This window comes from Burkholderia sp. AU39826, assembly GCF_020419965.1.
GTDB lineage: Bacteria > Pseudomonadota > Gammaproteobacteria > Burkholderiales > Burkholderiaceae > Burkholderia > Burkholderia semiarida.
Genome location: NZ_JAIZQG010000007.1, coordinates 51,340 through 74,580, shown reverse-complemented (window position 1 = coordinate 74,580; position 23,241 = coordinate 51,340). Strand labels below are relative to the sequence as shown.

The following is a 23,241-nucleotide window of genomic DNA, read 5'->3' as shown; positions in this document are numbered from 1 at the left end:
AGGCGGAAAGGGGCGGCGTGCGTCAGCCGCCGATATACGACATTTCGACGCGCTTGCCCGCGCCGTCGGGCGCGGCGGCGGCCGATGCGCTGCCGCGCAGTTGCGAATAGCGGTCGGTGCGCGCCTGCCAGATGCGGGCGATCGCGGTCGCGATCTCGGCATCGCTCGCGCCGCCGCGCACGAGCGCGCGCAGATCGTGGCCGGCCGACGCGAACAGGCAGAGGTACAGCTTGCCTTCGGTCGACAGCCGCGCGCGCGTGCAGTCGCCGCAGAAGGCCTGCGTGACGCTCGAGATCACGCCGATCTCGCCGCGGCCGTCCGCATAGCCCCAGCGCTGCGCGGTTTCGGCCGCCGTGTGCGGCTCGAGCGGCACGAGCGGGAAATGTTCGGCGATGCGCGCGACGACGTCCGCCGACGGCAGCACCTCGGTCATGTTCCAGCCGTTCGACGTCCCGACGTCCATGTATTCGATGAAACGCAGGATCACGCCGGTGCCGCGGAAACGCTCGGCCATCGGCAGGATCTCGCTGTCGTTGGTGCCGCGCTTCACGACCATGTTGACCTTGACCGGCGCGAGGCCGGCGGCCTGCGCGGCGAAGATGCCGTCGAGCACGTCGGCGCTCGCGAACTCGGCATCGTTCATGCGCTTGAACAGCGTATCGTCGAGCGCATCGAGGCTGACCGTGACGCGCGTGAGCCCGGCGTCCTTCAGTGCGCGCGCCTTGCGGGCGAGCAGCGAGCCGTTGGTCGTCAGCGTCAGGTCGAGCGGGCGGCCGGCGTGCGTCGTCAGGCGCGCGAGGCGCTCGATCAGGAATTCGAGGTTCTTGCGCAGCAACGGCTCGCCGCCCGTGATGCGGATCTTCTCGACGCCGTGCGCGACGAAGAGCCGCGCCACGCGCTCGATTTCCTCGTGCGTGAGCAGCGCGCTGTGCGGCAGGAACGGGTAATCCTTGTCGAAGACCGCGCGCGGCATGCAGTACACGCAGCGGAAATTGCAACGGTCCGTCACCGAAATGCGCAGATCGCGCAGCGGCCTGGCGAACGTGTCGGCCAGCGTGCCGTCGGGGGCATGCGCGACGCCGGAGACGTCCGGCATCCCGCTGACGTCGGCGAGAGGAATGATGCGTCGGGACATGTTGAAAGAAGTACGAGCCAGACCGCTATTTTAGCTGCAACCGGCTGACGGGGCCGGTGAGCGGAAACCCGCAGCGCGGACGTAAAAAAGCCCGCCGGAAGGCGGGCTTTTCCTGGTCGGGCGATGCGCCGTTCAACGGTGCGTCGTTTCGACCTGCTGCATCGGGGCCGTATCGACCGGCGGCAGCACCTTGCGTTCGCGCGGCACGCGGGCCGGACGCGGGAGCCGCGACGCGGCTTCCTGCGCGGCCGCGAACTTGTCGGCGTCCGTGTTCACCCAGACGAGACCGGCCTGCTCCAGCACGACATCCAGGCTTGCCGACGCGGGCGCGGCTGCCGGTTGTGCGGGGGCGGGGGCGGGAGCCGGTGCCGGTGCCGGCGCGGCGACGGCCTCGGCCGGCGCAGGCGCAGGCGCGGTTTCGACCGGCGCCTCGACCGCCACCGGCGCGGCTTCGATCGCCACGGCGGCCGGTGCGGCTGGCTCGACGGCCGCGGCTTGCGGTGCCTCGACAGCGGCCGCAGCGGCAGCCGGCACTTCGAACGCATCGGTCGGGGACACCGCGACCGGCGTCGGGCCCGCTTCCGCGGCCACCGGTGCTGCGACCGGTGCCGGTTCTGCTGCCTCGACGGCGACGACGGGCTCAACCGGTGCGACCGGCGCCGCTTCGGCGTGTGCCGGAGCCGGCTGCGCTTCGACAACGGCCGGTGCGGCCTGCTGCTCGGCGACGGCTTCGACGGCGACCGCGCTGGCCACGGCCGCGACGACAGCCGGTGCGGCCGTGTAAGCCGGTTCGGCTGCGACCGGGGCGGCCGGCGTCACGGCTTGCGCTGCGACTTCGCCATCTGCGCCTTGCTCGGCCTGGTCGACGACCGCGCCGTCTTCCTCGCGCTCGCGACGACCGCCGCGGCGGCCGCGACGGCGACGGCGGCGTTCTTCGCCGTCACGCGCACCGGCTTCCGCATCGGCTGTGAGGTCCGCGCCGGGCAGGGCTTCTGCCGCGGCCTTGTCGGTTTCCGGTTCCGGATGGTTTTCGCCACGGGTGACGGTTTCGAGCGTGGCCGCATGCTGGGTCGGCTTGCGGCGTTCGCCGCGCTCGCGACGCTCGCCGCGTTCCTGGCGCTCGCCACGACCGCCTGCTTCGACGCCTTCCGGCTGTTCGGCACGCTCGCGCGGCTCGCGGTTCTCACGCGGTTCGCGCGGCTCACGGCCTTCGCGCGGGCCACGGCCCTCGCGACCTTCGCGGTTTTCACGACCTTCGCGGCCGTCGCGACCCTCTCGACCTTCACGCAGCTCACGGCCCTCGCGCGGCTCGCGGCCTTCACGCGGTTCGCGCACTTCCTTGCCTTCGCGCTCCTGGCGTTGCGGCTGGCCACGGCCGGCAGCCGCCTGGTCGCGGCCGCCTTGCGCCTGCTGGGCGCCGCCGCGACGGTTGCGATTGCGATCGCCGCCGCGCTGCTCGGTCTTTTCGGTGCGTTCGCGAGCCGGACGGGCTGCCTGCTCCTTCGCCGGTGCCGGCGTGGCAACCGGTGCGGGCGCCGGTGCCGGCGACACGCCGAACAAGCCCTTCAGCCAGCCGATGAAGCCGCCGCTCGTCGCCGCCACAGGCGCGGGCGCTGGGACCGGCTCGACCGCGCGCTGCGGCGCCGGGCTCGGCGCCGGACGCTCGGGCGTGATGCCCTTGACCGCAGCTTCTTGCTTCGGCTTCACTTCGGCCGCGCGCTTGCTGTAGCCGGTTTCCGACTCGAGCTCGCGCGCCGCTTCCTCGGCCATCTTCCAGGATGCGCGCGGATCGTCGAGGCGCGCGTCGTCGTGACGCAGGCGCTCGAGCTTGTAGTGCGGCGTATCGAGGTGCTTGTTCGGGATCAGCACGATACCGACCTTGAAGCGCGACTCGATCTTGTTGATTTCCTGACGCTTTTCGTTCAGCAGGAAGGCGGTCACCTCGACCGGCACCTGGCAGTGGATCGCCGCGGTGTTTTCCTTCATCGCTTCTTCCTGAATGATCCGCAGGACCTGCAGCGCGGACGATTCGGTGTCGCGGATGTGGCCGGTGCCGTTGCAGCGCGGGCACGTCACGTGGCTGCCTTCCGACAGCGCCGGACGCAGGCGCTGGCGCGACAGCTCCATCAGGCCGAAGCGGGAGATCTTGCCCATCTGCACGCGCGCACGGTCGTGCTTGAGCGCGTCCTTCAGGCGTTGCTCGACTTCGCGCTGGCTCTTCGCCGATTCCATGTCGATGAAATCGATCACGATCAGGCCGCCGAGGTCGCGCAGGCGCAACTGGCGGGCGACTTCGTCGGCCGCCTCGAGGTTCGTGCGGGTGGCCGTTTCCTCGATGTCCGCGCCCTTGGTCGCGCGGGCCGAGTTCACGTCGATCGCGACGAGCGCTTCGGTGTGGTCGATCACGATCGCGCCGCCGGACGGCAGCGGCACCGTGCGCGAGTACGCGGTTTCGATCTGGTGCTCGATCTGGAAGCGCGAGAACAGCGGCACGTCGTCGTGGTAGCGCTTCACCTTCGCGACGTTGTCCGGCATCACGATGTCCATGAACGCACGGGCCTGATCGTGGATTTCGTTCGTGTCGATCAGGATTTCGCCGATATCGGGCTGGAAATAGTCCCGGATCGCGCGGATCACGAGGCTCGATTCCAGATAGATCAGCATCGGCTGGCCGGCGTTGCCGCTTTGCGAGGCAGCCTCGATCGCGCGCCACAGTTGCAGCAGGTAGTTCAGGTCCCACTGCAGTTCCTCGGCGCTGCGGCCGATGCCCGCGGTACGGGCGATCATGCTCATGCCGTCCGGAATCTGCAGTTGCGCCATCGTTTCGCGCAGTTCCTGGCGCTCGTCGCCTTCGATCCGGCGCGACACGCCGCCGCCGCGCGGATTGTTCGGCATCAGCACGAGGTAACGGCCGGCGAGCGAGATGAAGGTGGTGAGGGCGGCGCCCTTGTTGCCACGCTCTTCCTTCTCGACCTGGACGATCAGTTCCTGGCCTTCGCGCAGCGCGTCCTGAATGCGCGCCGAGCGCATGTCGACACCGTCCTTGAAGTACTGGCGCGCGACTTCCTTGAACGGCAGGAAGCCGTGGCGGTCTTCGCCGTAGTTGACGAAGCACGCTTCGAGCGACGGCTCGATACGGGTAATGACCCCTTTGTAGATATTGCCTTTGCGCTGTTCGCGCCCGGCGGTTTCGATGTCGATGTCGATGAGCTTTTGCCCATCGACGATGGCGACGCGCAGCTCCTCCTGCTGCGTCGCATTGAACAGCATGCGTTTCATGAACGGCTCCAGGCGGCTCCGCTGCCGACGCCTCGCGGTTGTCAGGCGCGAGGGCGGGAACGACGGCAGGCCGCACCTTGTTGTGTTGTCACGAGCACGCTGGAGCGGGAACGCTGGCGGGGAGAATTGCCTGAAGAGGCGCTTGGGCCCGAAAGACGGGGCCGGCGGCCATAGGGCACCTGCGAATACGGCTTCAAAGCACGGCGTTCACACACCGCACGCTGCAAAAGCGCGCTAAGCCTGATCCGGGCATCGCCACGGGCGCGCGCAATGCGTCGCGCGCGCCGACGGGCGGCAGATGCTGCGGCTTGGGCCGCAGCGGGGAGTATCGAATCCAGCCCGACTTTCCCGCTTGGGGTGTACTTCCCTGGTTTGACGTCGCCAAGCCCCGCACGCTTCGCGGGGCCAAATCGGGCGCAACGCCGTAATTTTCGCAACCGGCAGCCTGCGGACGCACTTCGCGCCGTCGGGCTGCCGATCGAATTCTTTTCAACCAACTTTCCGTTACCGCGGCGCCTTGCCGACCGAATCCGCCTGTGGGCGAGATCCTTGCCGACGGGCGGCGCCGTGCGTGCAACTTGCTGCATCTCTTTGATCAGGGGCGAGCAGCGGACCCCCGGCGCAAGTAAAATAGCAGTTTGCGCTTGCGCCTTGCCCGATTCAGCCGGGGCCGGCCGGTCAGGCCACCCACAACGTCAGGCTGGGCAAAATTATATTCAGTATGAATGAGTTAGGCAAAATATCCCAGAATTCGGTCGCAAGCGGCCAGGTATCGATGATCGAGATCGACGAAAACTCGGCCGGTCAGCGCATCGACAACTTCCTGTTGCGCGTCTGTAAAGGCGTGCCGAAAAGCCATATTTACCGGATCCTCCGCAGCGGCGAAGTGCGCGTGAACAAGGGCCGGATCGACGCGCAGTACCGCCTCGAGCTGGGCGACCTCGTCCGCGTGCCGCCGGTGCGCGTGGCGGCGGCCGACCTCGCGCGCGCCGACACGCCCGTCGTGCCGCCCGCGAATTTCGACGTGCTGTACGAGGACGACGCGATGCTCGTGATCGACAAGCCGGCCGGCGTCGCGGTCCACGGCGGCAGCGGCGTCGCGTTCGGCGTGATCGAGCAGATGCGCCAGGCGCGCCCGCGCGCGAAATTCCTCGAACTCGTGCATCGGCTCGACCGCGAGACGTCCGGGATCCTGATGCTCGCGAAGAAGCGTACGGCGCTCGTCGGGCTGCACGAGCAGATCCGCGAGAACCGGATGGACAAGCGCTACTTCGCGTGCGCGCACGGCGAATGGCAGCCCGACTGGGGGCGCCGCCGCGCGGTGAAGGCGCCGTTGTTCAAGTATTCGACCCCGGAAGGGGAGCGCCGCGTGCGCGTGCAGGACGACGGGCTGCCGTCGCATACGGTGTTCAACCTCGTCGACCGCTGGTCCGACTATGTGCTCGTCGAAGCGGAACTCAAAACGGGGCGGACCCATCAGATCCGGGTGCACCTCGCGCATCTCGGCCTGCCGATCGCCGGCGACGCCAAGTACGGCGATTTCGCACTGAACAAGGCGCTGGCGCGCGCGAACGCGCAGCCGTCGCTGAAACGGATGTTCCTGCATGCGCACCGCCTCAAGCTCGCCCATCCGCTGACCGGCGAGGCGCTGCAGTTCGATGCGCCGCTGCCGGCCGAATGCCGGCGCTTCCTCGATCAACTCAGCGCATTGCGCGATACCGCCTGAACCGCATGGCCCGACAGCAATTTGACCTGATCGTCTTCGACTGGGACGGCACGCTGATGGATTCGACCGCGCACATCGCGCACAGCATCCAGGCCGCGTGCCGCGATCTCGGCTTGCCCGCGCCGTCCGACGAGGCGTCCCGTTACGTGATCGGCCTCGGCCTGCGCGATGCGCTGCAGATCGCCGCGCCGACCCTCGATCCGTCCGACTACGCGCGGCTGGCCGAGCGCTACCGCTATCACTATCTGCTCGACGACCAGCGCATCGAGCTGTTCGCCGGCGTCCGCGAGCTGCTCGCCGAGCTGCGCGACACGGGTTATCTGCTCGCCGTCGCGACCGGCAAGGGCCGGGTCGGGCTGAACCGCGTGCTCGACCAGTCGAAGCTGACGAGCTGGTTCGACGCGACGCGCTGCGCGGACGAGACGTTCTCGAAGCCGCATCCGGCGATGCTGCACGAGTTGTCGCGGGAATTGGGGCAGGACCTGTCGCGCACCGTGATGATCGGCGACACCACGCACGACCTGCAGATGGCCGCCAGCGCCGGCGCGGCCGGCGTCGGCGTGGCATACGGCGCGCATACGGCCGATGCGCTGGCGGCGCTCACCCCGCGCTTCGTCGCGCCGGACGTCGGGGCGCTGGCCGCATGGCTGCGGGAGCACGCATGAGCGCGGCGCCGGACGCCGTGCGCGTGTGCGCATCGAGCGCGTTGACCGACGGCGGGGCCGGCGTGCGCGTCGACGCGACGCTGCGCGGCGAGCAGGCCGTCGTGTTCTTCGTGCGCTACGACGGCCGCGCGTACGGCTACCTGAACCGCTGCGCGCACGTGCCGATGGAGCTCGACTGGGCCGAAGGGCAGTTCTTCGAGTCGTCGGGCCTCTATCTGATGTGCGCGACGCACGGTGCGATCTACGCGCCGGATACCGGCAAGTGCGTCGGCGGCCCGTGCCGCGGCGGCCGCTTGCGGCCGGTCGAGGTCGACGAGCGCGATACGCCCGACGGCCGTGCGGTATTCTGGGTGCCCGATGCCGATCTGCATCCCGCCACTTCCGCCACGACCGACTGACGACACCACTGCATGACCGATCAACCGAATTCCCCGGATTCCTCCGCCCGTCCCGACAGCTGTGAACCGAGCTGGGAGCGCGCGGCGCTCGAACGGATCGCGCTCGCGGCCGTCAAGGAACAGCGCGCGGCACGGCGCTGGAAGATCTTCTTCCGCTTCGCGTTTCTCGGCGTGTTCGTGCTGTTCGCGTTCGCGCTGATCGATTTCTCGGGCGATTCGAAGCTCTCGTCGAGCGGGCGGCATACGGCGCTCGTGACGATCGACGGCGAGATCGCGGCCGGCGTCAACGCGAACGCCGACGACATCAACACGGCGCTCGACGCCGCGTTCGACGACGACGGCACGGTCGGCGTCGTGCTGCGGATCAACAGCCCGGGCGGCAGCCCGGTGCAGGCGGGCATGGTCTACGACGAGATCCGGCGGTTGCGCGGCAAGTATCCGGACAAGCCGCTGTACGTCGTCGTGACCGACATGTGCGCGTCGGGCGGTTATTACATCGCGTCCGCGGCCGACAAGATCTTCGTCGACAAGGCGAGCATCGTCGGGTCGATCGGCGTGCTGATGGACGGCTTCGGCTTCACCGGGCTGATGGGCAAGCTCGGCGTCGAGCGGCGCCTGCATACGTCGGGCGAAAACAAGGGCTTCTACGATCCGTTCTCGCCGGAAACGCCGAAGATGGACGCACACGCGCAGGCACTGCTCGACCAGGTGCACGCGCAGTTCATCAAGGCCGTGAAGGATGGCCGCGGCAAGCGCCTGCACGAGACGCCCGACATGTTCTCGGGCCTGTTCTGGACCGGCGAGAAGAGCGTCGAGCTCGGGCTCGCCGACGGCTACGGCACGACCGATACGGTCGCGCGCGACGTGCTGAAGGCGCCGGATCTGGTCGACTATACGGTGAAGGAAAGCCTGACGAATCGGGTCGCGCGCAAGTTCGGCGCGGCCGTCGGGGGCGCCGCGATGAAGGCGCTGACGGCCGGCGGCGCGGCGGTCAGCCTGCGCTGACGATCGACGGTACCCGGCGGGCCGCGATGGCCCGCCTTTCATTCAGTCAGCCGATCGCCGGTCGCGGCATCAGTTCGCGAGCAGCAGGAAGATCGCGGGGCGCTTGTGCAGATTCGGCGCGGGCGCCTTTTTCCAGTCCATGACGGTGCGGCTCGCGATCGTCTCGGTCGCGAGGGTCAGATCGGCCGCGACGCAGATCTGCGTCGACGGCGCGCAGGTCGCGACCAGCGTGTCCAGCATCGCGTGATTCCGGTACGGCGTTTCGATGAAGATCTGCGTCTGGCGCGCCTTGCGCGACAGTTGCTCGAGTTCGCGCAGGCGTTTCGCGCGCGCGGCCGCATCGACCGGCAGGTAGCCGTTGAACGCGAAGCTCTGGCCGTTCAGGCCCGACGCCATCAGCGCCAGCAGGATCGAGCTCGGCCCGACGAGCGGCACGACCTTCACGCCGCGCTCGTGCGCGCGGCGCACGAGCAGCGCGCCGGGGTCGGCGACGGCCGGGCAGCCGGCCTCCGACACGAGGCCTGCATCCGCACCGGCCAGCACGGGTGCGAGCAGCCGGTCGATGGCGCCGGCCGGCGTATTGACGTTCAGCTCGCTGATCTCGATTTCCTGGATCGGCCGCGTCGTACCGATCTTCTTCAGAAACGCGCGGGTCGTTTTCGCGTTCTCGCCGATGTAATAGCCGAGCGTGCCGGCGCGCGCCTGCACGGCGGCGGGCAGCACGGCGGCGAGCATCGATTCGTCGCCTTCGCCGAGCGTGTTCGGGACGAGATAAAGCGTGCCGGCGGTCATGCGCGGTCTCCTCGGGTGGTAGCGAACAACGGGTAGCCGGCGGCGCGCAGCATCCGCGTGAGGGCGATCAGCGGCAGGCCGACGAGCGCGGTCGGATCGTCCGAGTCGATCGCGTCGAGCAGGGCGATGCCGAGCCCTTCGGACTTCGCGCTGCCGGCCACGTCGTACGGCGTTTCCGCGCGCAGGTAGGCGTCGAGTTCGGCCTCGGGCAGCGAACGGAAGCGCACGTGCGTCACGATGTCCTCGACCTGCGCGTCGTCGGTGCGGCTGTCGTACAGGCAGAGCGCGCTGTGGAATTCGACTTCGCGGCCCTGCATCGACATGAGCTGCGCGAGCGCGCGTTCGTGCGTGCCGGGCTTGCCGATCTGATGCCCGTCGAAGGTCGCGACCTGATCCGACCCGATCACCAGCACGCCGTCCGGCGCATCGATCGTGGCGGCCACGGCGCGTGCCTTCGCGCCGGCGAGGCGCAGCGCGGTCGCGGCCGGCCTTTCGCCGGCGAGCGGAGTTTCGTCGAGGTCGGGCGACACGACGTCGAACGGCACGCCGAGGCGCTCGAGGAGCGCGCGGCGGTAACGGGAACTGGAAGCAAGAATCAGCCGCGGCGGGCGGCAAACGGTATCCGGCATGGTCGGTTGGATCGGTGAGTCGTCAGATGTGGCGCGGCGTTGCGCGGACGCAAGCTTAAGTGATTGACCGCAAAAGGTAAAACAGGTATGCTTTCCCGCTTTTCGTCGGCAGGCTTTCGCTGTGGTGGCGCCTGCCGGTCTTCGGAAGGAAGGTACGTCATCCTTCGATGAGCCCGGTGCCAGGCCGGATCCCGCAAGTCAGCCTGTAGACAGGAGCGCGCATGAACACTTCTTCTGGCAAGCCTGCGGCGGCGCTCGACCCGCACGCGGTCGACCTGTTCGAGTTCGCCCGCAGCGGGCGGCAAGCGGCTGGCGCGGTGCACCTGTCGCAACTGCCGCGCATGTTAAACGAAGTGCCGGCGGACGCGCCAGATCGCGACACGGTGTTTACGTGGCAGGCGGAAGGGTTCACGCAGAAGGAATTGCAGGACGACGGCACCGACGGCCAGCAGCCGTATCTGCGCCTCGCGGTGCACGGCCATGCGTGGCTCACGTGCCAGCGCTGCATGACGCCGTACGACCAGACGTTCGACGTCGACATGACGTACCGGATCGTCGCGACCGAAGAAGAAGCCGAGGAATTTCCGCTCGACGACGATGAAGCCGATGTGATCGTGGGCTCACGCCAGTTCGATCTCGTCGACTTGATCGAAGAGGAATTGCTGCTTTCGTTGCCGCTCGTGCCCAAGCACGAGGTTTGCCCGGCAGTTCACGAAAGCCTCGTGTCGGGTGCGAGCGGTCCCGCGGAAGAGACGGACGAGGCGTCCGACGAAGCCGGGGACGAAGGCAAACGGCCGAATCCGTTCGCAGCGCTGCAAGCGTTGAAGAAGGACGGTGACGGCACCAAGAAACACTAAGCAGTCGTGGCGCGGGAAGGCGTAAGGGCTTTGGGCCAGGGTAGTTAAGCGCCGGATCGGGCTGTGTTAGAATCCGGAAAATTATTTAGGAGTTAGTCATGGCAGTCCAGCAAAACAAGAAGTCGCCGTCGAAGCGCGGCATGCATCGTTCGCACGATTTCCTGACGGCAGCGCCGCTGGCAGTCGAGCCGAGCACGGGTGAAGTGCACCTGCGTCACCACGTCAGCCCGAACGGCTACTATCGCGGCAAGAAAGTCGTCAAGACGAAGAACGACTAAGCGTCAAGTCACGCGTTGCGCGCTACGTTCGCCGTTCGCGTGACAACTGGTTCGCTTGACACTTTCCTGGCTCAACAAGAAGGCGGCATTCAACTGCCGCTTTTTTGTGCCTGAAATTCGTCGCATTCCATGACCGTAAAGCTCACAATCGATTGCATGGGAGGCGACCACGGCCCGTCCGTGACCGTTCCCGCGGCAGTCAAGTTCGTCCGCGCGCATCCCGATGCGCACCTGATGCTCGTCGGCATCGAAAGCGCGATTCGCGCTCAGCTCAAGAAGCTGAAAGCCCTCGACGATCCCGCGTTGACCATCGTGCCCGCCACCGAAGTCGTGGCGATGGACGACCCTGTCGAAGTGGCGCTGCGCAAGAAGAAGGATTCTTCGATGCGCGTCGCGCTCAACCAGGTCAAGGAAGGCGCGGCGCAGGCCTGCATCTCCGCCGGCAATACCGGCGCGCTGATGGCCGTTTCCCGTTACGTACTCAAGACGCTGCCCGGCATCGAGCGGCCGGCGATCGCGTTCGCGCTGCCGAACCCGACCGGCTACACGATGATGCTGGACCTCGGCGCGAACGTCGACTGCGAACCGCAGCATCTGCTGCAGTTCGCGGAGATGGGACATGCGCTCGTGGCCGCGCTCGAAGGCAAGGAGCGCCCGACGATCGGCCTCTTGAACATCGGCGAAGAGGTCATCAAAGGCAACGAGACGATCAAGCGCGCAGGCGAGCTGCTGCGCGCCAGCACGCTCAACTTCCGCGGCAACGTGGAAGGCAACGACATCTACAAGGGCACCGTCGACGTGATCGTGTGCGACGGCTTCGTCGGCAACGTCGCGCTGAAGACGTCCGAAGGGCTCGCGCAGATGCTGTCGGACATCATCCGCGAGGAGTTCGGCCGTTCGCTGATGTCGAAGCTGATGGCGCTGCTCGCGCTGCCCGTGCTGATGCGTTTCAAGAAGCGCGTCGACCACCGCCAGTACAACGGCGCGGCGCTGCTGGGGCTGAAGAGCCTCGTGATCAAGAGCCACGGTTCGGCCGACGCCTACGCGTTTGAGTGGGCGATCAAACGCGGGTATGATGCCGTCAAAAACGGGGTGCTGGAGCGCCTCGCGCGCGCGATGGCGGATAATTCAGTGTCGCTCGGCGAGGGCGAACACGACGCGGGCGGCTCGGGCCATGCAAGCCCGGCCCCAGGCCATCACGCCGAACCTTCCGCTGCGCAATCCTCTAAAGCATAAATGGCCCAATCGACTCTCTATTCCCGCGTGCTCGGCACGGGCAGCTATCTGCCGCCCGACCGCGTCACGAACCAGCAGTTGACCGATCGTCTCGCGAAGGAAGGCATCGAGACCAGCGATGAATGGATCGTGGCGCGCACGGGCATCCATGCGCGCCATTTCGCCGCACCGGACGTCACGACGAGCGATCTCGCGCTCGAGGCGTCGCGTCGTGCGATCGAGGCGGCCGGTGTCGATCCGCAGTCGATCGACCTGATCATCGTCGCGACTTCGACCCCCGATTTCGTGTTCCCGAGCACAGCGTGCCTGCTGCAGAACAAGCTCGGCATCAAGAACGGCGGCGCGGCGTTCGACGTGCAGGCCGTGTGTTCGGGCTTCGCGTACGCGATGGCGACGGCCGACAGCTTCATCCGCAGCGGCCAGCACCGCACCGCGCTGATCGTCGGCGCGGAGACGTTCTCGCGCATTCTCGACTTCAAGGACCGTACGACCTGCGTGCTGTTCGGCGACGGCGCGGGCGCGGTGATCCTGTCCGCATCCGAAGAGCCGGGCGTGCTCGGCAGCGCGCTGCACGCTGACGGCAGCTACTCGAACATCCTGTGCACGCCGGGCAACGTCAATCGCGGCGTGATCGACGGCAGCGCGTTCCTGCACATGGACGGGCAGGCCGTGTTCAAGCTCGCGGTCAACGTGCTCGAAAAGGTCGCGATCGAAGCGCTCGCGAAGGCGAATCTCGCGCCCGAGCAAATCGACTGGCTGATTCCGCACCAGGCCAACATCCGCATCATGACCAGCACCTGCCGCAAGCTCGGCCTGCCGCAGGAGCGCATGGTCGTGACGGTCGACCAGCACGGCAACACGTCGGCTGCGTCGATTCCGCTGGCGCTCGACGCCGCGGTGCGCGACGGCCGCATCCAGCGCGGCCAGCACGTGCTGATCGAAGGCGTCGGCGGCGGCTTCACCTGGGGCGCGTCGGTCTTCCGTTTCTGATCCGCGGCGCGCGATTTGCCGCGCGCGGATCCCGTCGGCGCGCCGCTCGTGCGCGCCGTCCGCATCGATTCAATTGGGGACGATATGAAATTTGCATTCGTTTTTCCGGGGCAGGGCTCGCAGGCGATCGGCATGCTCAACGCATTCGCCGATCTGGCCGTCGTGCGCGAGACGCTCCAGGAAGCGTCCGATGTGCTCAATCAGGATCTCGGCAAGCTGATCGCCGAAGGTCCGGCCGAAGAGCTGAACCTGACCACCAACACGCAGCCCGTGATGCTGACCGCCGCGTACGCGTGCTATCGCGCGTGGCAGCAGGCGGGCGGCCCGGCGCCGTCGATCGTCGCCGGCCACAGCCTCGGTGAGTACACGGCGCTCGTCGCGGCCGGCGCGATTGCATTCAAGGACGCGGTGCCGCTCGTGCGCTTCCGTGCGCAGGCGATGCAGACGGCCGTGCCGGTCGGCCAGGGCGGCATGGCCGCGATCCTGGGCCTCGACGACGACACGGTGCGTGCGGTGTGCGCCGAGGCCGCGGAAGCGGGCATCGTCGAAGCGGTGAACTTCAATGCGCCCGCGCAAGTCGTGATCGCAGGCAGCAAGGCCGCGGTCGAAAAGGCGTGCGAGATCGCGAAGGCGAAGGGCGCGAAGCGCGCGCTGCCGCTGCCGGTGTCGGCGCCGTTCCATTCGTCGCTGCTCAAGCCGGCGTCGGACCAGCTGCGCGACTACCTTGCGAACGTCGACGTGAAGGCGCCGCAGATTCCGGTCGTCAACAACATCGACGTCGCCGTGCTCAGCGATCCGGCCGCGATCAAGGATGCGCTGGTGCGCCAGGCCGCGGGGCCGGTGCGCTGGGTCGAGTGCGTGCGTCACATCGCGGGCACGGGCGTCACGCACGTGATCGAATGCGGTCCGGGCAAGGTGCTCGCCGGCCTGACGAAGCGCATCGACGGCAACCTGACGGGCGCGTCGGTGTTCGATCCGGCTTCGCTCGACGAAGCGCTCAAGCTCGCGACCGCCTGACGCGGCGCCTTTTCCCAAGCAACGGATATTCGATTCATGGACAAGACTCTCGATAAACAGGTTGCGATCGTGACCGGCGCGTCGCGCGGCATCGGCCGTGCGATCGCACTCGAACTCGCGCGCCTGGGCGCGACGGTGATCGGCACGGCGACGAGCGAATCGGGCGCCGCCGCGATCACCGCGGCGTTCGCGGAAGCGGGCGTCACGGGCCGCGGCGCGGTGCTGAACGTCAACGACGCGGCCGCCGCCGAGGCGCTGATCGATGCGACCGTGAAGGAATTCGGCGCGCTGAACGTGCTCGTCAACAACGCGGGCATCACGCAGGACCAGCTCGCGATGCGGATGAAGGACGAGGACTGGGACGCGGTGATCGACACCAACCTGAAGTCGGTGTTCCGCCTGTCGCGCGCGGTGCTGCGCCCGATGATGAAGGCGCGCGGCGGCCGTATCATCAACATCACGTCGGTGGTCGGCTCGGCCGGCAATCCGGGTCAGGTCAACTACGCGGCCGCGAAGGCCGGCGTCGCGGGCATGACGCGCGCGCTCGCGCGCGAAATCGGCAGCCGCGGCATCACGGCGAACTGCGTGGCGCCGGGCTTCATCGACACCGACATGACGAAGACGCTGCCGGAAGAACAGCAGGCCGCGCTCAAGACCCAGATTCCGCTCGGCCGACTCGGCAGCCCGGAGGACATCGCCCATGCCGTCGCGTTCCTCGCATCGCCGCAGGCCGGCTACATCACCGGCACGACGCTGCACGTGAACGGCGGCATGTACATGTCGTAACGGTTTTCGTTTACCATCCGCGCCGTATCCCGTTTTTCAGGCGGACCGGCGCTTGATCGACCATCAAGCCAACGCGCGTTTTGGCGTCAGCAAACCTGATAAAATGCGCGCACTTGTAAATCTGAACTTTCCCTCGGAGGGGTAATGGACAACATCGAACAACGTGTCAAGAAGATCGTCGCTGAACAACTGGGCGTCGCGGAAGCCGAGATCAAGAACGAGGCTTCGTTCGTGAACGACCTGGGCGCGGACTCGCTCGACACGGTCGAACTGGTGATGGCGCTCGAAGACGAGTTCGGCATGGAAATCCCGGACGAAGAAGCAGAGAAGATCACGACCGTTCAGCAAGCGATCGACTACGCTCGCGCAAACGTCAAGGCGTAAGCGCCTTTCGCGCTTGTCCGCCACGTCGCCGCGATCTTCGCGATTGACGCGCCATCCTGCCGGCTTCGCGCCGGACGGGCTAACAGCCACAGGGCTCGCAGGGCTGGTTCCTGTGGCCACTGTGGCTTTTGTTTTTGTCATCCAATAATGGAAAAGAGGTTACCGTGAGCCGCCGTCGTGTTGTCGTTACAGGCCTGGGGCTGATTTCGCCTGTTGGCAATAATGTTGCCGACGGCTGGGCCAATCTCGTCGCCGGCAAGTCCGGTATCGCCACCGTCACGAAGTTCGATGCGTCGAACCTCGCCTGCCATTTCGCGGGCGAAGTGAAGGGTTTCAGCGCCGAGGAGTACATCCCGGCGAAGGAAGCCCGGAACATGGATACGTTCATCCATTACGGCATCGCCGCCGGCGTCCAGGCCATGCGGGACAGCGGGCTGGAAGTGACCGAAGCCAACGCGGAACGCATCGGCGTGCTGGTGGGTTCCGGCATCGGCGGCCTGCCGATGATCGAAGATACGCACCAGACCTACGTCGATCGCGGCGCACGCCGGATTTCGCCGTTCTTCGTGCCGGGTTCGATCATCAACATGATCTCGGGTCACCTGAGCATCATGTTCGGCCTGAAGGGCCCGAACCTCGCGGCCGTGACGGCCTGCACGACCGGCCTGCACAGCATCGGCCTCGCCGCGCGCCTGATCCAGGCCGGCGACGCCGACGTGATGGTCGCGGGCGGCGCCGAATCGACGGTGTCGCCGCTCGGCATCGGTGGCTTCGCGGCAGCGCGCGCGCTGTCGACCCGCAACGACGATCCGGCCACCGCGTCGCGTCCGTGGGACAAGGACCGCGACGGCTTCGTGCTGGGCGAGGGCTCCGGCGTGATGGTGCTCGAAGAGTACGAGGCGGCGAAGGCGCGCGGCGCGAAGATCTACGCGGAAGTCTCGGGCTTCGGCATGACGGGCGATGCGTACCACATGACCGCGCCGAACATGGACGGCCCGCGCCGCTGCATGGTCGCGGCGCTGCGCGACGCCGGCGTGAACCCGGATGAAGTTCAGTACCTGAACGCGCACGGCACGTCGACGCCGCTGGGCGACAAGAACGAGTCGGACGCGGTGAAGGCGGCCTTCGGCGAGCACGCGTACAAGATGGTGGTCAATTCGACGAAGTCGATGACGGGCCACCTGCTAGGTGGCGCGGGCGGCCTCGAGTCGGTGTTCACGGTGCTGGCGCTGCACAACAACGTGTCGCCGCCGACCATCAACATCTTCAACCAGGACCCCGAATGCGATCTCGATTACTGCGCGAACACCGCGCGTGACATGAAGATCGACGTGGCCGTGAAGAACAACTTCGGCTTCGGCGGTACCAACGGCACGCTGGTGTTCAAGCGCGTCTGACGCTGAATCGCTTGACGAGTCCATTCGATGCTCCGGCCGGGCGTCCGCAGCGCTTTGCGTTGCGGGCCTCGGCCGTGTCGTATTTCGTGCTGGCCGCGTTCGTCGCGTCGGCTGCCGCCTCGGCGTACCTGTTCTGGGCGCCGCGCGCGGGCGCTGCCGCCGGCGCGGGCGTGTCGGCCGTGACGGCTGCACTGCTGGCCGTATGCGCGGTGCGGGCTTGCGCCCGCCGGCTGCCGGCCGAGTTGCGGATCGATGCGTTCGGGGAGATCGCGGCGTTTGGCCGCACCGGGCGCTTGCTGGCCCGCGGCCGCGTGACGGGCCACGCGCACTGGAGCAGCCTGCTGCTGGTGCTGTCGGTCGGGCAGGGCGCCCGGCGCGCCCGGCCGCTGCTGATTCCGGCCGACGCGCTCGATGCCGCGTCGTTCAGCGCGCTGTCGGTGCTGGCGAGAACGGCCGGGGCGGCGGGGCGGGCATGACGGCGGCATGGTTACCGACCGTAACCAGCGGCCGGCGCCGGAACGCTACAATAACGCTCCGCGTTGCATCCCTAGTTAACGGATTTGTCAGGTGAGTGAAAAAGAAATCGATCAGGCTCTGGTCGAGCGCGTACAGAAGGGCGACAAGGCGGCGTTCGAACTCCTGGTCTCCAAATACCACCGCAAGATCATTCGGCTGATCTCGCGCCTCGTGCGGGATCCCGCCGAGGTCGAGGATGTGGCCCAGGACGCGTTCATCAAGGCGTATCGTGCGCTGCCGCAATTTCGCGGCGAATCGGCGTTCTATACGTGGTTGTACCGAATTGCTGTCAACACGGCGAAGAACTACCTTGCGACGCAAGGCCGCCGGGCGCCGACCTCCACCGAGGCCGATGCGGAGGAAGCGGAAACTTTCTCCGACGCAGACCAACTAAGGGATATCAACACGCCTGAGTCGATGTTGATGAGCAAGCAGATTGCCGAGACGGTCAACGCTGCGATGGCTCTGCTGCCCGAGGAACTGCGTCAGGCAATCACGCTGCGCGAGATCGAGGGCCTGAGCTACGAAGAGATCGCGGAAATGATGGGCTGTCCGATCGGGACGGTCCGCTCGCGGATCTTCCGCGCGCGCGAAGCAATCGCTGCCAAATTGCGTCCGCTGCTCGATACGCCCGAAGGCAAGCGCTGGTAAGCGCGACGGGCGGAGCGACGCGGGTCGGGGTCTAGTTACGGATAGAGTCGTGAAGTCACGACGGGGTGTGCAAGATGGGGAGCATCATGGGGTCGGTCAATACGCAATCGCAGGCGTGCTCGCGCGGCGAGCGCCTTTCCGCGCTGGTCGACGGCGAAATGTTCGATGGCCCGGATCACGGGCAGTTTCTGGCTGAGCTCGACCGCGCGGATCGCGCTGCGTGGGCCCATTACCACCTGATCGGCGATGCGCTGCGCTCGGACGAACTCGCGCTGCCGCCCGCGCTGAGCGTCGCGTTCACCGCGCGCATGTCGGCCGCGCTCGAGAGCGAGCCGCACCTGCTGGCGCCGGCGGCCGCGCCGGTCGCGCGCAAGCTGCTGTCGCTGCGCCGCCGTGTCGTGCCCGCGTTCGCGGTGGCCGCCGCGGCCGCCACGCTGACGTGGATCGTCGTCCCGCAGATGCAGACGGCCGGTGCGCCGGGCGCCGTCCAGGTCGCCTCGGCAGGCGCGCCGCAAAACGGCAACCTGCAGCGCGTGACGGTTGCGCAGGCATCGGCCCAGCCGGGCCTGCAGGACGTCAACATCATTCGCGACGCCAGCCTCGACCAATACCTTGAAGCGCACCAGCAATTCGCGCAGCAGCCCGTCGTCACGGGTTCGATGCCGCTGATCCGCGCTGCCGTGACCACCACGCCAGGCCAATAAACCCGATGCGGACATTGCAGTTGAATCACGCCATCTCCGGATGGAAGCGGCTGCCGGCCCTCCTGCTTTGCGCAGCCGCCCTGTTGTCCGTTCAATCCCTTCCCGCCAGCGCCCAGCAACCGGACGATCCCCTCGCCACCCGCAAGGGCGCCGCGGACTGGCTCGACCGCGTCCAGCAGGCGGCGCAGCAGCAGAGCTACGAAGGGACGTTCGTCTACCAGCGCGGCGGGTACGTACAGTCGTCGCGCATCGCGCACGTCGCGTCCCGCGACGGCGAGTTCGAGCGGATCGAGACGCTCGACGGCAAGCCGCGCAAGCTGCTGCGGCATAACGACGAGCTGTACACGTTCGTACCCGAGCGCAAGCTGTGCGTGGTCGAGCGTCGCCAGACGCGCGATTCGTTTCCGGCGCTGCTCGGCGCGAGCGGCGAGCACGTGATGTCCGTCTACGATGCGAAGCCGCTCGGCAAGGACCGCGTGGCCGGGATCGACGCGCAGGTCGTCGAGCTCGTGCCGAAGGATGCGTACCGTTTCACGTACAAGCTGTGGGCCGACGCCCGCACCGGGCTGCTGCTGCGTTCGCAGACGCTCGACGCGAACGATCACGTGCTCGAGCAGATCGCGTTCTCGCAATTGCAGACGGGCGGTGCAAGCGGCGACAAGGCCGCGATTGCCGCCGGCATGCGCAACCTGAACGGCTGGACGGTCGTGCGCCCGCCGGTCGCGACGGTCGACATGGAAGCGCAGGGCTGGCAGCTCGCGCCGAGCGTGGCCGGCTTCCAGAAGATTCGTGAAGTGCGCCGGCCGATGGCCGCGCGCGATGCGGGCGATCCGCCGATCCCGGTCGATCAGGCCGTTTTCACCGACGGCCTCGCGACGGTCTCGGTCTTCATCGAGCCGGCCGAGAAAAATACGCGTAAGGAAGGCGCGGGCAGCACCGGTGCGACGCACGTTCTCGTGAAGCGTCGCGGCGACTACTGGGTCACCGTGCTCGGCGAAGTGCCGCCGGCAACGTTGCAGCAGTTCGCGTCTGCCATAGAATACAAGGCTTCCAAGTAACGCTACGGCTTCCGACATGACGAAACTCACGCTGCGCAAAGTGCTCGCGGCGGCGGCGCTGTGTGCCTGCCTGCCGCTCGTCCCGCAAACCGCGATCGCTGTCACGCCTCCCGCTGCCAGCCTGCCCGATTTCGCCGACCTCGTCGAAAAGGTGGGCCCCGCGGTCGTGAACATCCGGACTACCGCGAACGTGCCGGTACCCGGCCCGCGCGGCGTGCTCCCGCCTGGCTTCGACAACGGCGACATGTCGGAATTCTTCCGGCGCTTCTTCGGCATTCCGCTGCCGCAGGCGCCCGGTAACGGCGGCAACCCGAAGAACGCGCCGACGCCGGACAATCCACCCGACACCGAGCAGAACCGCGGCGTCGGCTCGGGCTTCATCGTGTCGGCCGACGGGTACGTGATGACCAATGCGCACGTCGTCGACGATGCGGACACCATCTACGTGACGCTGACCGACAAGCGCGAATTCAAGGCGAAGCTGATCGGCGTCGACGATCGCACGGACGTCGCGGTCGTCAAGATCCAGGCGTCGAACCTGCCGGTCGTCGCGATCGGCGATTCGAACAAGGTGCGCGTCGGCGAGTGGGTCGTCGCGATCGGTTCGCCGTTCGGCCTCGACAACACGGTCACGGCCGGCATCGTCAGCTCGAAGAGCCGCAACACGGGCGACTACCTGCCGTTCATCCAGACCGACGTCGCGGTGAACCCCGGCAACTCGGGCGGGCCGCTGATCAACATGCAGGGCGAGGTGATCGGCATCAACTCGCAGATCTACAGCCGGACCGGCGGCTTCATGGGCATTTCGTTCGCGATTCCGATCGACGAGGCGATGCGCGTGGCCGACCAGCTGAAGGCGACGGGCAAGGTCACGCGCGGCCGGATCGCGGTGGCGATCGGCGAGGTGACGAAGGACGTGGCCGATTCGATCGGGCTGCCGAAGGCCGAAGGCGCGCTCGTCAGCAGCGTCGAGCCGGGCGGCCCGGCCGACAAGGCGGGCATCCAGCCGGGCGACATCATCCTGAAGTTCAACGGCCGTCCGGTCGATGCGGCGTCCGATCTGCCGCGCATGGTCGGCGACACGAAGCCCGGCACGAAGGCGACGGTCAGCGTGTGGCGCAAGGGTCAGGCACGCGATCTGCCGATCACGATCGCCGAGACGCCGGCCGAGTCGACGGCGAAGGCCGAGCAGCGCAAGAACGCGCCGCAGAAGCCGCGCCAGAGCAATTCGCTCGGCCTGACGGTCAGCGACCTGACGGCGGAGCAGATGAAGACGCTGAAGCTGAAGAACGGCGTGCAGATCGACGGCGTCGACGGCCCGGCCGCCCGGGCGGGCCTGCAGCGCGGCGACATCGTGCTGCGCGTCGGCGACACCGACATCACGAGCGCGAAGCAGTTCGCCGACGTGACCGCGCAGCTCGATCCGCAGAAGGCGGTCGCGGTGCTCGTGCGGCGCGGCGACAACACGCAGTTCGTGCCCGTGCGGCCGCGCCAGAAGTAACGCGCCGATGTTCACGCTCTACGGCCGCGGCTGGTGCCACCTGTGCGACGACATGCGCGACGCACTGGCGCCGGTGGCGGCCGAATTCGGCGTCGCGATCGACTACGTCGACATCGATACCGATGCGGCGCTCGTCGCGCGTTACGACGAGGACGTGCCGGTGCTGCTGCTGGACGGTGCGGAAGTGTGCCGCCACCGGTTCGACGGCGCGCGGGTGCGCGACGCGCTGGCAGCCCGGCGCGACCCTGGCACGCCGCCGGCCGGCGCCGCACTGCATGGGGCTTGATCCGGCGGGCGGCCCCGCCGGCGCCCCGCGTGGCGGGCCGTCCGAAATCCCGCCCGGCGTAAGCCTTTTCGGCTAAAATAAGCCGTTTTTTCACCGACTTACACAAGGCGTGCTCCGCAGTCGTCGAGCGCGCCTTTTTCGCTTGATCGGCACTGAATGGATCATATTCGCAATTTCTCGATCATCGCGCACATCGACCACGGCAAGTCGACGCTCGCGGATCGCATCATCCAGGTATGCGGCGGCCTCGCCGACCGTGAAATGGAAGCGCAGGTGCTCGACTCGATGGACATCGAGCGCGAGCGCGGCATCACGATCAAGGCGCAGACGGCTGCACTGTCGTATCGCGCCCGCGACGGCAAGGTCTACAACCTGAACCTGATCGACACGCCGGGGCACGTCGACTTCTCGTACGAGGTCAGCCGTTCGCTGTCCGCGTGCGAAGGCGCGCTGCTCGTGGTCGACGCGAGCCAGGGCGTCGAGGCGCAGACGGTCGCGAACTGCTACACGGCGATCGAGCTCGGCGTCGAGGTCGTGCCCGTGCTGAACAAGATCGACCTGCCGGCCGCGAACCCCGAGAACGCGATCGAGGAGATCGAGGACGTGATCGGCATCGACGCGACCGACGCGACGCGCTGCAGCGCGAAGACGGGCCTCGGCGTCGAGGACGTGCTCGAGGCGCTGATCGCGAAGGTGCCGCCGCCGAAGGGCGATCCGGCCGCGCCGCTGCAGGCGCTGATCATCGATTCGTGGTTCGACAACTACGTCGGCGTCGTGATGCTCGTGCGCATCGTCAACGGCACGCTGCGCCCGAAGGACAAGATCAAGATGATGGCGACCGGCGCGCAGTATCCGGTCGAGCACGTCGGCGTGTTCACGCCGAAGTCGCGCAATCTCGAATCGCTGTCGGCCGGGCAGGTGGGCTTCATCATCGCCGGCATCAAGGAACTGACGGCCGCGAAGGTCGGCGATACCGTCACGCACGCGACCAAGGCCGCTGCCGAGCCGCTGCCGGGCTTCAAGGAAGTGAAGCCGCAGGTGTTCGCGGGGCTGTATCCGGTCGAGGCGAACCAGTACGACGCGCTGCGCGAATCGCTCGAGAAGCTGAAGCTGAACGACGCATCGCTGCAGTACGAGCCGGAAGTGTCGCAGGCGCTCGGCTTCGGTTTCCGCTGCGGCTTCCTCGGGCTGCTGCACATGGAAATCGTGCAGGAGCGGCTCGAGCGCGAATTCGACATGGATCTCATCACGACCGCGCCGACGGTCGTCTACGAGGTCGTGCAGAGCGACGGCTCGACGATCATGGTCGAGAATCCGGCGAAGATGCCGGAGCCCGGCCGTATCGCCGAAGTCCGCGAGCCGATCGTCACCGTGAACCTGTACATGCCGCAGGATTACGTCGGCTCGGTGATCACGCTGTGCGAGCAGAAGCGCGGCTCGCAGATCAACATGCAGTATCACGGCCGCCAGGTGCAGCTCACGTACGAGATCCCGATGGCCGAGATCGTGCTCGACTTCTTCGATCGCCTGAAGTCGGTGTCGCGCGGCTATGCGTCGATGGACTACGAGTTCAAGGAATACCGTTCGTCGGACGTCGTGAAGGTCGACATGCTGATCAACGGCGACAAGGTCGATGCGCTGTCGATCATCGTGCACCGGTCGCAGTCGCAATACCGCGGCCGCGAAGTCGCCGCGAAGATGCGCGAGATCATTCCGCGCCAGATGTACGACGTGGCGATCCAGGCCGCGATCGGCGCGCACATCGTCGCGCGCGAGAACATCAAGGCGCTGCGCAAGAACGTGCTCGCGAAGTGCTACGGCGGCGACATCACGCGGAAGAAGAAACTGCTCGAGAAGCAGAAAGAAGGTAAGAAACGCATGAAGCAGGTGGGTTCGGTCGAGATCCCGCAGGAGGCGTTCCTCGCGATCTTGCGCGTCGAAGACAAATAAC

The 23,241-nt window shown here is 67.2% G+C and carries 23 protein-coding genes; 19 read left to right on the top strand and 4 right to left on the bottom strand.

Translation table 11 applies throughout. The features are described 5' to 3' along the window. Positions 1-22 precede the first annotated feature (22 nt). Both moaA and LGM42_RS15480 read right to left on the bottom strand, forming a co-directional pair. Entirely contained in the window at positions 23-1,135 is a 1,113-nt protein-coding gene (gene moaA, locus LGM42_RS15485; RefSeq protein WP_059638265.1) for a GTP 3',8-cyclase MoaA, read from the bottom strand. Between the two features lie 132 nt (positions 1,136-1,267). Next, positions 1,268-4,414: an Rne/Rng family ribonuclease gene (locus LGM42_RS15480; protein WP_226232616.1), complete on the bottom strand. Its 3,147-nt coding sequence runs from the start codon at positions 4,412-4,414 to the stop codon at positions 1,268-1,270. Between the two features lie 721 nt (positions 4,415-5,135). On the opposite strand from LGM42_RS15480, the gene LGM42_RS15475 reads away from it, so the two are divergent. From LGM42_RS15475 to LGM42_RS15460, 4 genes are read left to right on the top strand one after another with little or no spacing between them, the layout of a single operon-like run. Next, entirely contained in the window at positions 5,136-6,140 is a 1,005-nt protein-coding gene (locus tag LGM42_RS15475; protein ID WP_059574017.1) for an RluA family pseudouridine synthase, read from the top strand. A 5-nt stretch (positions 6,141-6,145) separates the two neighbouring features. Continuing rightward, the gene (locus LGM42_RS15470) at positions 6,146-6,805 is read left to right on the top strand and encodes an HAD-IA family hydrolase (RefSeq protein WP_059574016.1); all 660 of its coding nucleotides are present in this window, start codon (positions 6,146-6,148) and stop codon (positions 6,803-6,805) included. Further along, complete coding sequence (locus tag LGM42_RS15465; protein ID WP_059574322.1) at positions 6,802-7,203, top strand: Rieske (2Fe-2S) protein; 402 nt, start codon at positions 6,802-6,804, stop codon at positions 7,201-7,203. The genes LGM42_RS15470 and LGM42_RS15465 overlap by 4 nt, the downstream gene beginning before the upstream one ends. Before the next feature lie 12 nt (positions 7,204-7,215). Continuing rightward, complete coding sequence (locus tag LGM42_RS15460; RefSeq protein ID WP_226232615.1) at positions 7,216-8,208, top strand: S49 family peptidase; 993 nt, start codon at positions 7,216-7,218, stop codon at positions 8,206-8,208. A 69-nt stretch (positions 8,209-8,277) separates the two neighbouring features. On the opposite strand, the gene LGM42_RS15455 is transcribed toward LGM42_RS15460, so the two are convergent. Together LGM42_RS15455 and LGM42_RS15450 are read right to left on the bottom strand one after the other, a co-directional pair. Then, a complete protein-coding gene (locus tag LGM42_RS15455; RefSeq protein ID WP_059574014.1) occupies positions 8,278-9,000 on the bottom strand; it encodes an SAM-dependent methyltransferase in 723 nt (240 codons plus the stop codon). After that, positions 8,997-9,629 (bottom strand): Maf-like protein, encoded by a 633-nt coding sequence (locus LGM42_RS15450; protein WP_226232614.1) that lies wholly within the window; start codon positions 9,627-9,629, stop codon positions 8,997-8,999. The genes LGM42_RS15455 and LGM42_RS15450 overlap by 4 nt, the downstream gene beginning before the upstream one ends. A 221-nt stretch (positions 9,630-9,850) precedes the next feature. On the opposite strand from LGM42_RS15450, the gene LGM42_RS15445 reads away from it, so the two are divergent. The 15 genes from LGM42_RS15445 (at position 9,851) to lepA (ending at position 23,240) form a co-directional block, all read left to right on the top strand. Next, positions 9,851-10,486, top strand: coding sequence for a YceD family protein (locus tag LGM42_RS15445; protein ID WP_059638276.1), 636 nt, complete (start codon positions 9,851-9,853; stop codon positions 10,484-10,486). Positions 10,487-10,584: 98 nt separating this feature from the next. After that, positions 10,585-10,764 carry a 50S ribosomal protein L32 gene (gene rpmF, locus LGM42_RS15440; RefSeq protein WP_006051932.1) on the top strand — a complete coding sequence of 60 codons (180 nt, stop codon included), beginning with the start codon at positions 10,585-10,587 and terminating at the stop codon, positions 10,762-10,764. Between the two features lie 129 nt (positions 10,765-10,893). Next, positions 10,894-12,000 (top strand): phosphate acyltransferase PlsX, encoded by a 1,107-nt coding sequence (plsX, locus tag LGM42_RS15435; protein WP_060313235.1) that lies wholly within the window; start codon positions 10,894-10,896, stop codon positions 11,998-12,000. Continuing rightward, positions 12,001-12,990: a beta-ketoacyl-ACP synthase III gene (locus LGM42_RS15430; protein WP_006476506.1), complete on the top strand. Its 990-nt coding sequence runs from the start codon at positions 12,001-12,003 to the stop codon at positions 12,988-12,990. 84 nt (positions 12,991-13,074) lie between these two features. After that, a complete protein-coding gene (gene fabD / locus LGM42_RS15425; RefSeq protein WP_060313575.1) occupies positions 13,075-14,007 on the top strand; it encodes an ACP S-malonyltransferase in 933 nt (310 codons plus the stop codon). Positions 14,008-14,043: 36 nt separating this feature from the next. Then, positions 14,044-14,793, top strand: a complete 750-nt coding sequence (gene fabG, locus LGM42_RS15420) for a 3-oxoacyl-ACP reductase FabG (RefSeq protein WP_226232613.1) — start codon at positions 14,044-14,046, stop codon at positions 14,791-14,793. A gap of 144 nt (positions 14,794-14,937) precedes the next feature. Beyond that, the gene (gene acpP, locus LGM42_RS15415) at positions 14,938-15,177 is read left to right on the top strand and encodes an acyl carrier protein (RefSeq protein WP_004197638.1); all 240 of its coding nucleotides are present in this window, start codon (positions 14,938-14,940) and stop codon (positions 15,175-15,177) included. 164 nt (positions 15,178-15,341) lie between these two features. After that, a complete protein-coding gene (fabF, locus tag LGM42_RS15410; protein ID WP_059574009.1) occupies positions 15,342-16,574 on the top strand; it encodes a beta-ketoacyl-ACP synthase II in 1,233 nt (410 codons plus the stop codon). 11 nt (positions 16,575-16,585) lie between these two features. Further along, positions 16,586-17,050 carry a hypothetical protein gene (locus tag LGM42_RS15405; RefSeq protein WP_059574008.1) on the top strand — a complete coding sequence of 155 codons (465 nt, stop codon included), beginning with the start codon at positions 16,586-16,588 and terminating at the stop codon, positions 17,048-17,050. 91 nt (positions 17,051-17,141) lie between these two features. Next, positions 17,142-17,741, top strand: coding sequence for an RNA polymerase sigma factor RpoE (gene rpoE / locus LGM42_RS15400; protein WP_006490873.1), 600 nt, complete (start codon positions 17,142-17,144; stop codon positions 17,739-17,741). An 86-nt stretch (positions 17,742-17,827) separates the two neighbouring features. Further along, the gene (locus tag LGM42_RS15395; RefSeq protein ID WP_059574007.1) at positions 17,828-18,445 is read left to right on the top strand and encodes a sigma-E factor negative regulatory protein; all 618 of its coding nucleotides are present in this window, start codon (positions 17,828-17,830) and stop codon (positions 18,443-18,445) included. Positions 18,446-18,450: 5 nt separating this feature from the next. After that, complete coding sequence (locus LGM42_RS15390; RefSeq protein ID WP_059638278.1) at positions 18,451-19,503, top strand: MucB/RseB C-terminal domain-containing protein; 1,053 nt, start codon at positions 18,451-18,453, stop codon at positions 19,501-19,503. A gap of 16 nt (positions 19,504-19,519) precedes the next feature. Next, positions 19,520-21,004, top strand: coding sequence for a DegQ family serine endoprotease (locus LGM42_RS15385; protein WP_060313238.1), 1,485 nt, complete (start codon positions 19,520-19,522; stop codon positions 21,002-21,004). A gap of 7 nt (positions 21,005-21,011) precedes the next feature. Then, on the top strand, positions 21,012-21,290 hold the full coding sequence (locus LGM42_RS15380; RefSeq protein ID WP_060313242.1) for a glutaredoxin family protein: 279 nt from the start codon (positions 21,012-21,014) through the stop codon (positions 21,288-21,290). Positions 21,291-21,446: 156 nt separating this feature from the next. After that, on the top strand, positions 21,447-23,240 hold the full coding sequence (lepA, locus tag LGM42_RS15375; protein WP_021159691.1) for a translation elongation factor 4: 1,794 nt from the start codon (positions 21,447-21,449) through the stop codon (positions 23,238-23,240). Position 23,241: the final 1 nt, after the last annotated feature.

Coding starts and splice junctions, on each gene's coding strand:
- moaA (WP_059638265.1), bottom strand. CDS start 1,135: ATGTCCCGACGCATCATTCCTCTCGCCGACGTCAGCGGGATGCCGGAC.
- LGM42_RS15480 (WP_226232616.1), bottom strand. CDS start 4,414: ATGAAACGCATGCTGTTCAATGCGACGCAGCAGGAGGAGCTGCGCGTC.
- LGM42_RS15475 (WP_059574017.1), top strand. CDS start 5,136: ATGAATGAGTTAGGCAAAATATCCCAGAATTCGGTCGCAAGCGGCCAG.
- LGM42_RS15470 (WP_059574016.1), top strand. CDS start 6,146: ATGGCCCGACAGCAATTTGACCTGATCGTCTTCGACTGGGACGGCACG.
- LGM42_RS15465 (WP_059574322.1), top strand. CDS start 6,802: ATGAGCGCGGCGCCGGACGCCGTGCGCGTGTGCGCATCGAGCGCGTTG.
- LGM42_RS15460 (WP_226232615.1), top strand. CDS start 7,216: ATGACCGATCAACCGAATTCCCCGGATTCCTCCGCCCGTCCCGACAGC.
- LGM42_RS15455 (WP_059574014.1), bottom strand. CDS start 9,000: ATGACCGCCGGCACGCTTTATCTCGTCCCGAACACGCTCGGCGAAGGC.
- LGM42_RS15450 (WP_226232614.1), bottom strand. CDS start 9,629: ATGCCGGATACCGTTTGCCGCCCGCCGCGGCTGATTCTTGCTTCCAGT.
- LGM42_RS15445 (WP_059638276.1), top strand. CDS start 9,851: ATGAACACTTCTTCTGGCAAGCCTGCGGCGGCGCTCGACCCGCACGCG.
- rpmF (WP_006051932.1), top strand. CDS start 10,585: ATGGCAGTCCAGCAAAACAAGAAGTCGCCGTCGAAGCGCGGCATGCAT.
- plsX (WP_060313235.1), top strand. CDS start 10,894: ATGACCGTAAAGCTCACAATCGATTGCATGGGAGGCGACCACGGCCCG.
- LGM42_RS15430 (WP_006476506.1), top strand. CDS start 12,001: ATGGCCCAATCGACTCTCTATTCCCGCGTGCTCGGCACGGGCAGCTAT.
- fabD (WP_060313575.1), top strand. CDS start 13,075: ATGAAATTTGCATTCGTTTTTCCGGGGCAGGGCTCGCAGGCGATCGGC.
- fabG (WP_226232613.1), top strand. CDS start 14,044: ATGGACAAGACTCTCGATAAACAGGTTGCGATCGTGACCGGCGCGTCG.
- acpP (WP_004197638.1), top strand. CDS start 14,938: ATGGACAACATCGAACAACGTGTCAAGAAGATCGTCGCTGAACAACTG.
- LGM42_RS15395 (WP_059574007.1), top strand. CDS start 17,828: ATGGGGTCGGTCAATACGCAATCGCAGGCGTGCTCGCGCGGCGAGCGC.
- LGM42_RS15390 (WP_059638278.1), top strand. CDS start 18,451: ATGCGGACATTGCAGTTGAATCACGCCATCTCCGGATGGAAGCGGCTG.
- LGM42_RS15385 (WP_060313238.1), top strand. CDS start 19,520: ATGACGAAACTCACGCTGCGCAAAGTGCTCGCGGCGGCGGCGCTGTGT.
- LGM42_RS15380 (WP_060313242.1), top strand. CDS start 21,012: ATGTTCACGCTCTACGGCCGCGGCTGGTGCCACCTGTGCGACGACATG.
- lepA (WP_021159691.1), top strand. CDS start 21,447: ATGGATCATATTCGCAATTTCTCGATCATCGCGCACATCGACCACGGC.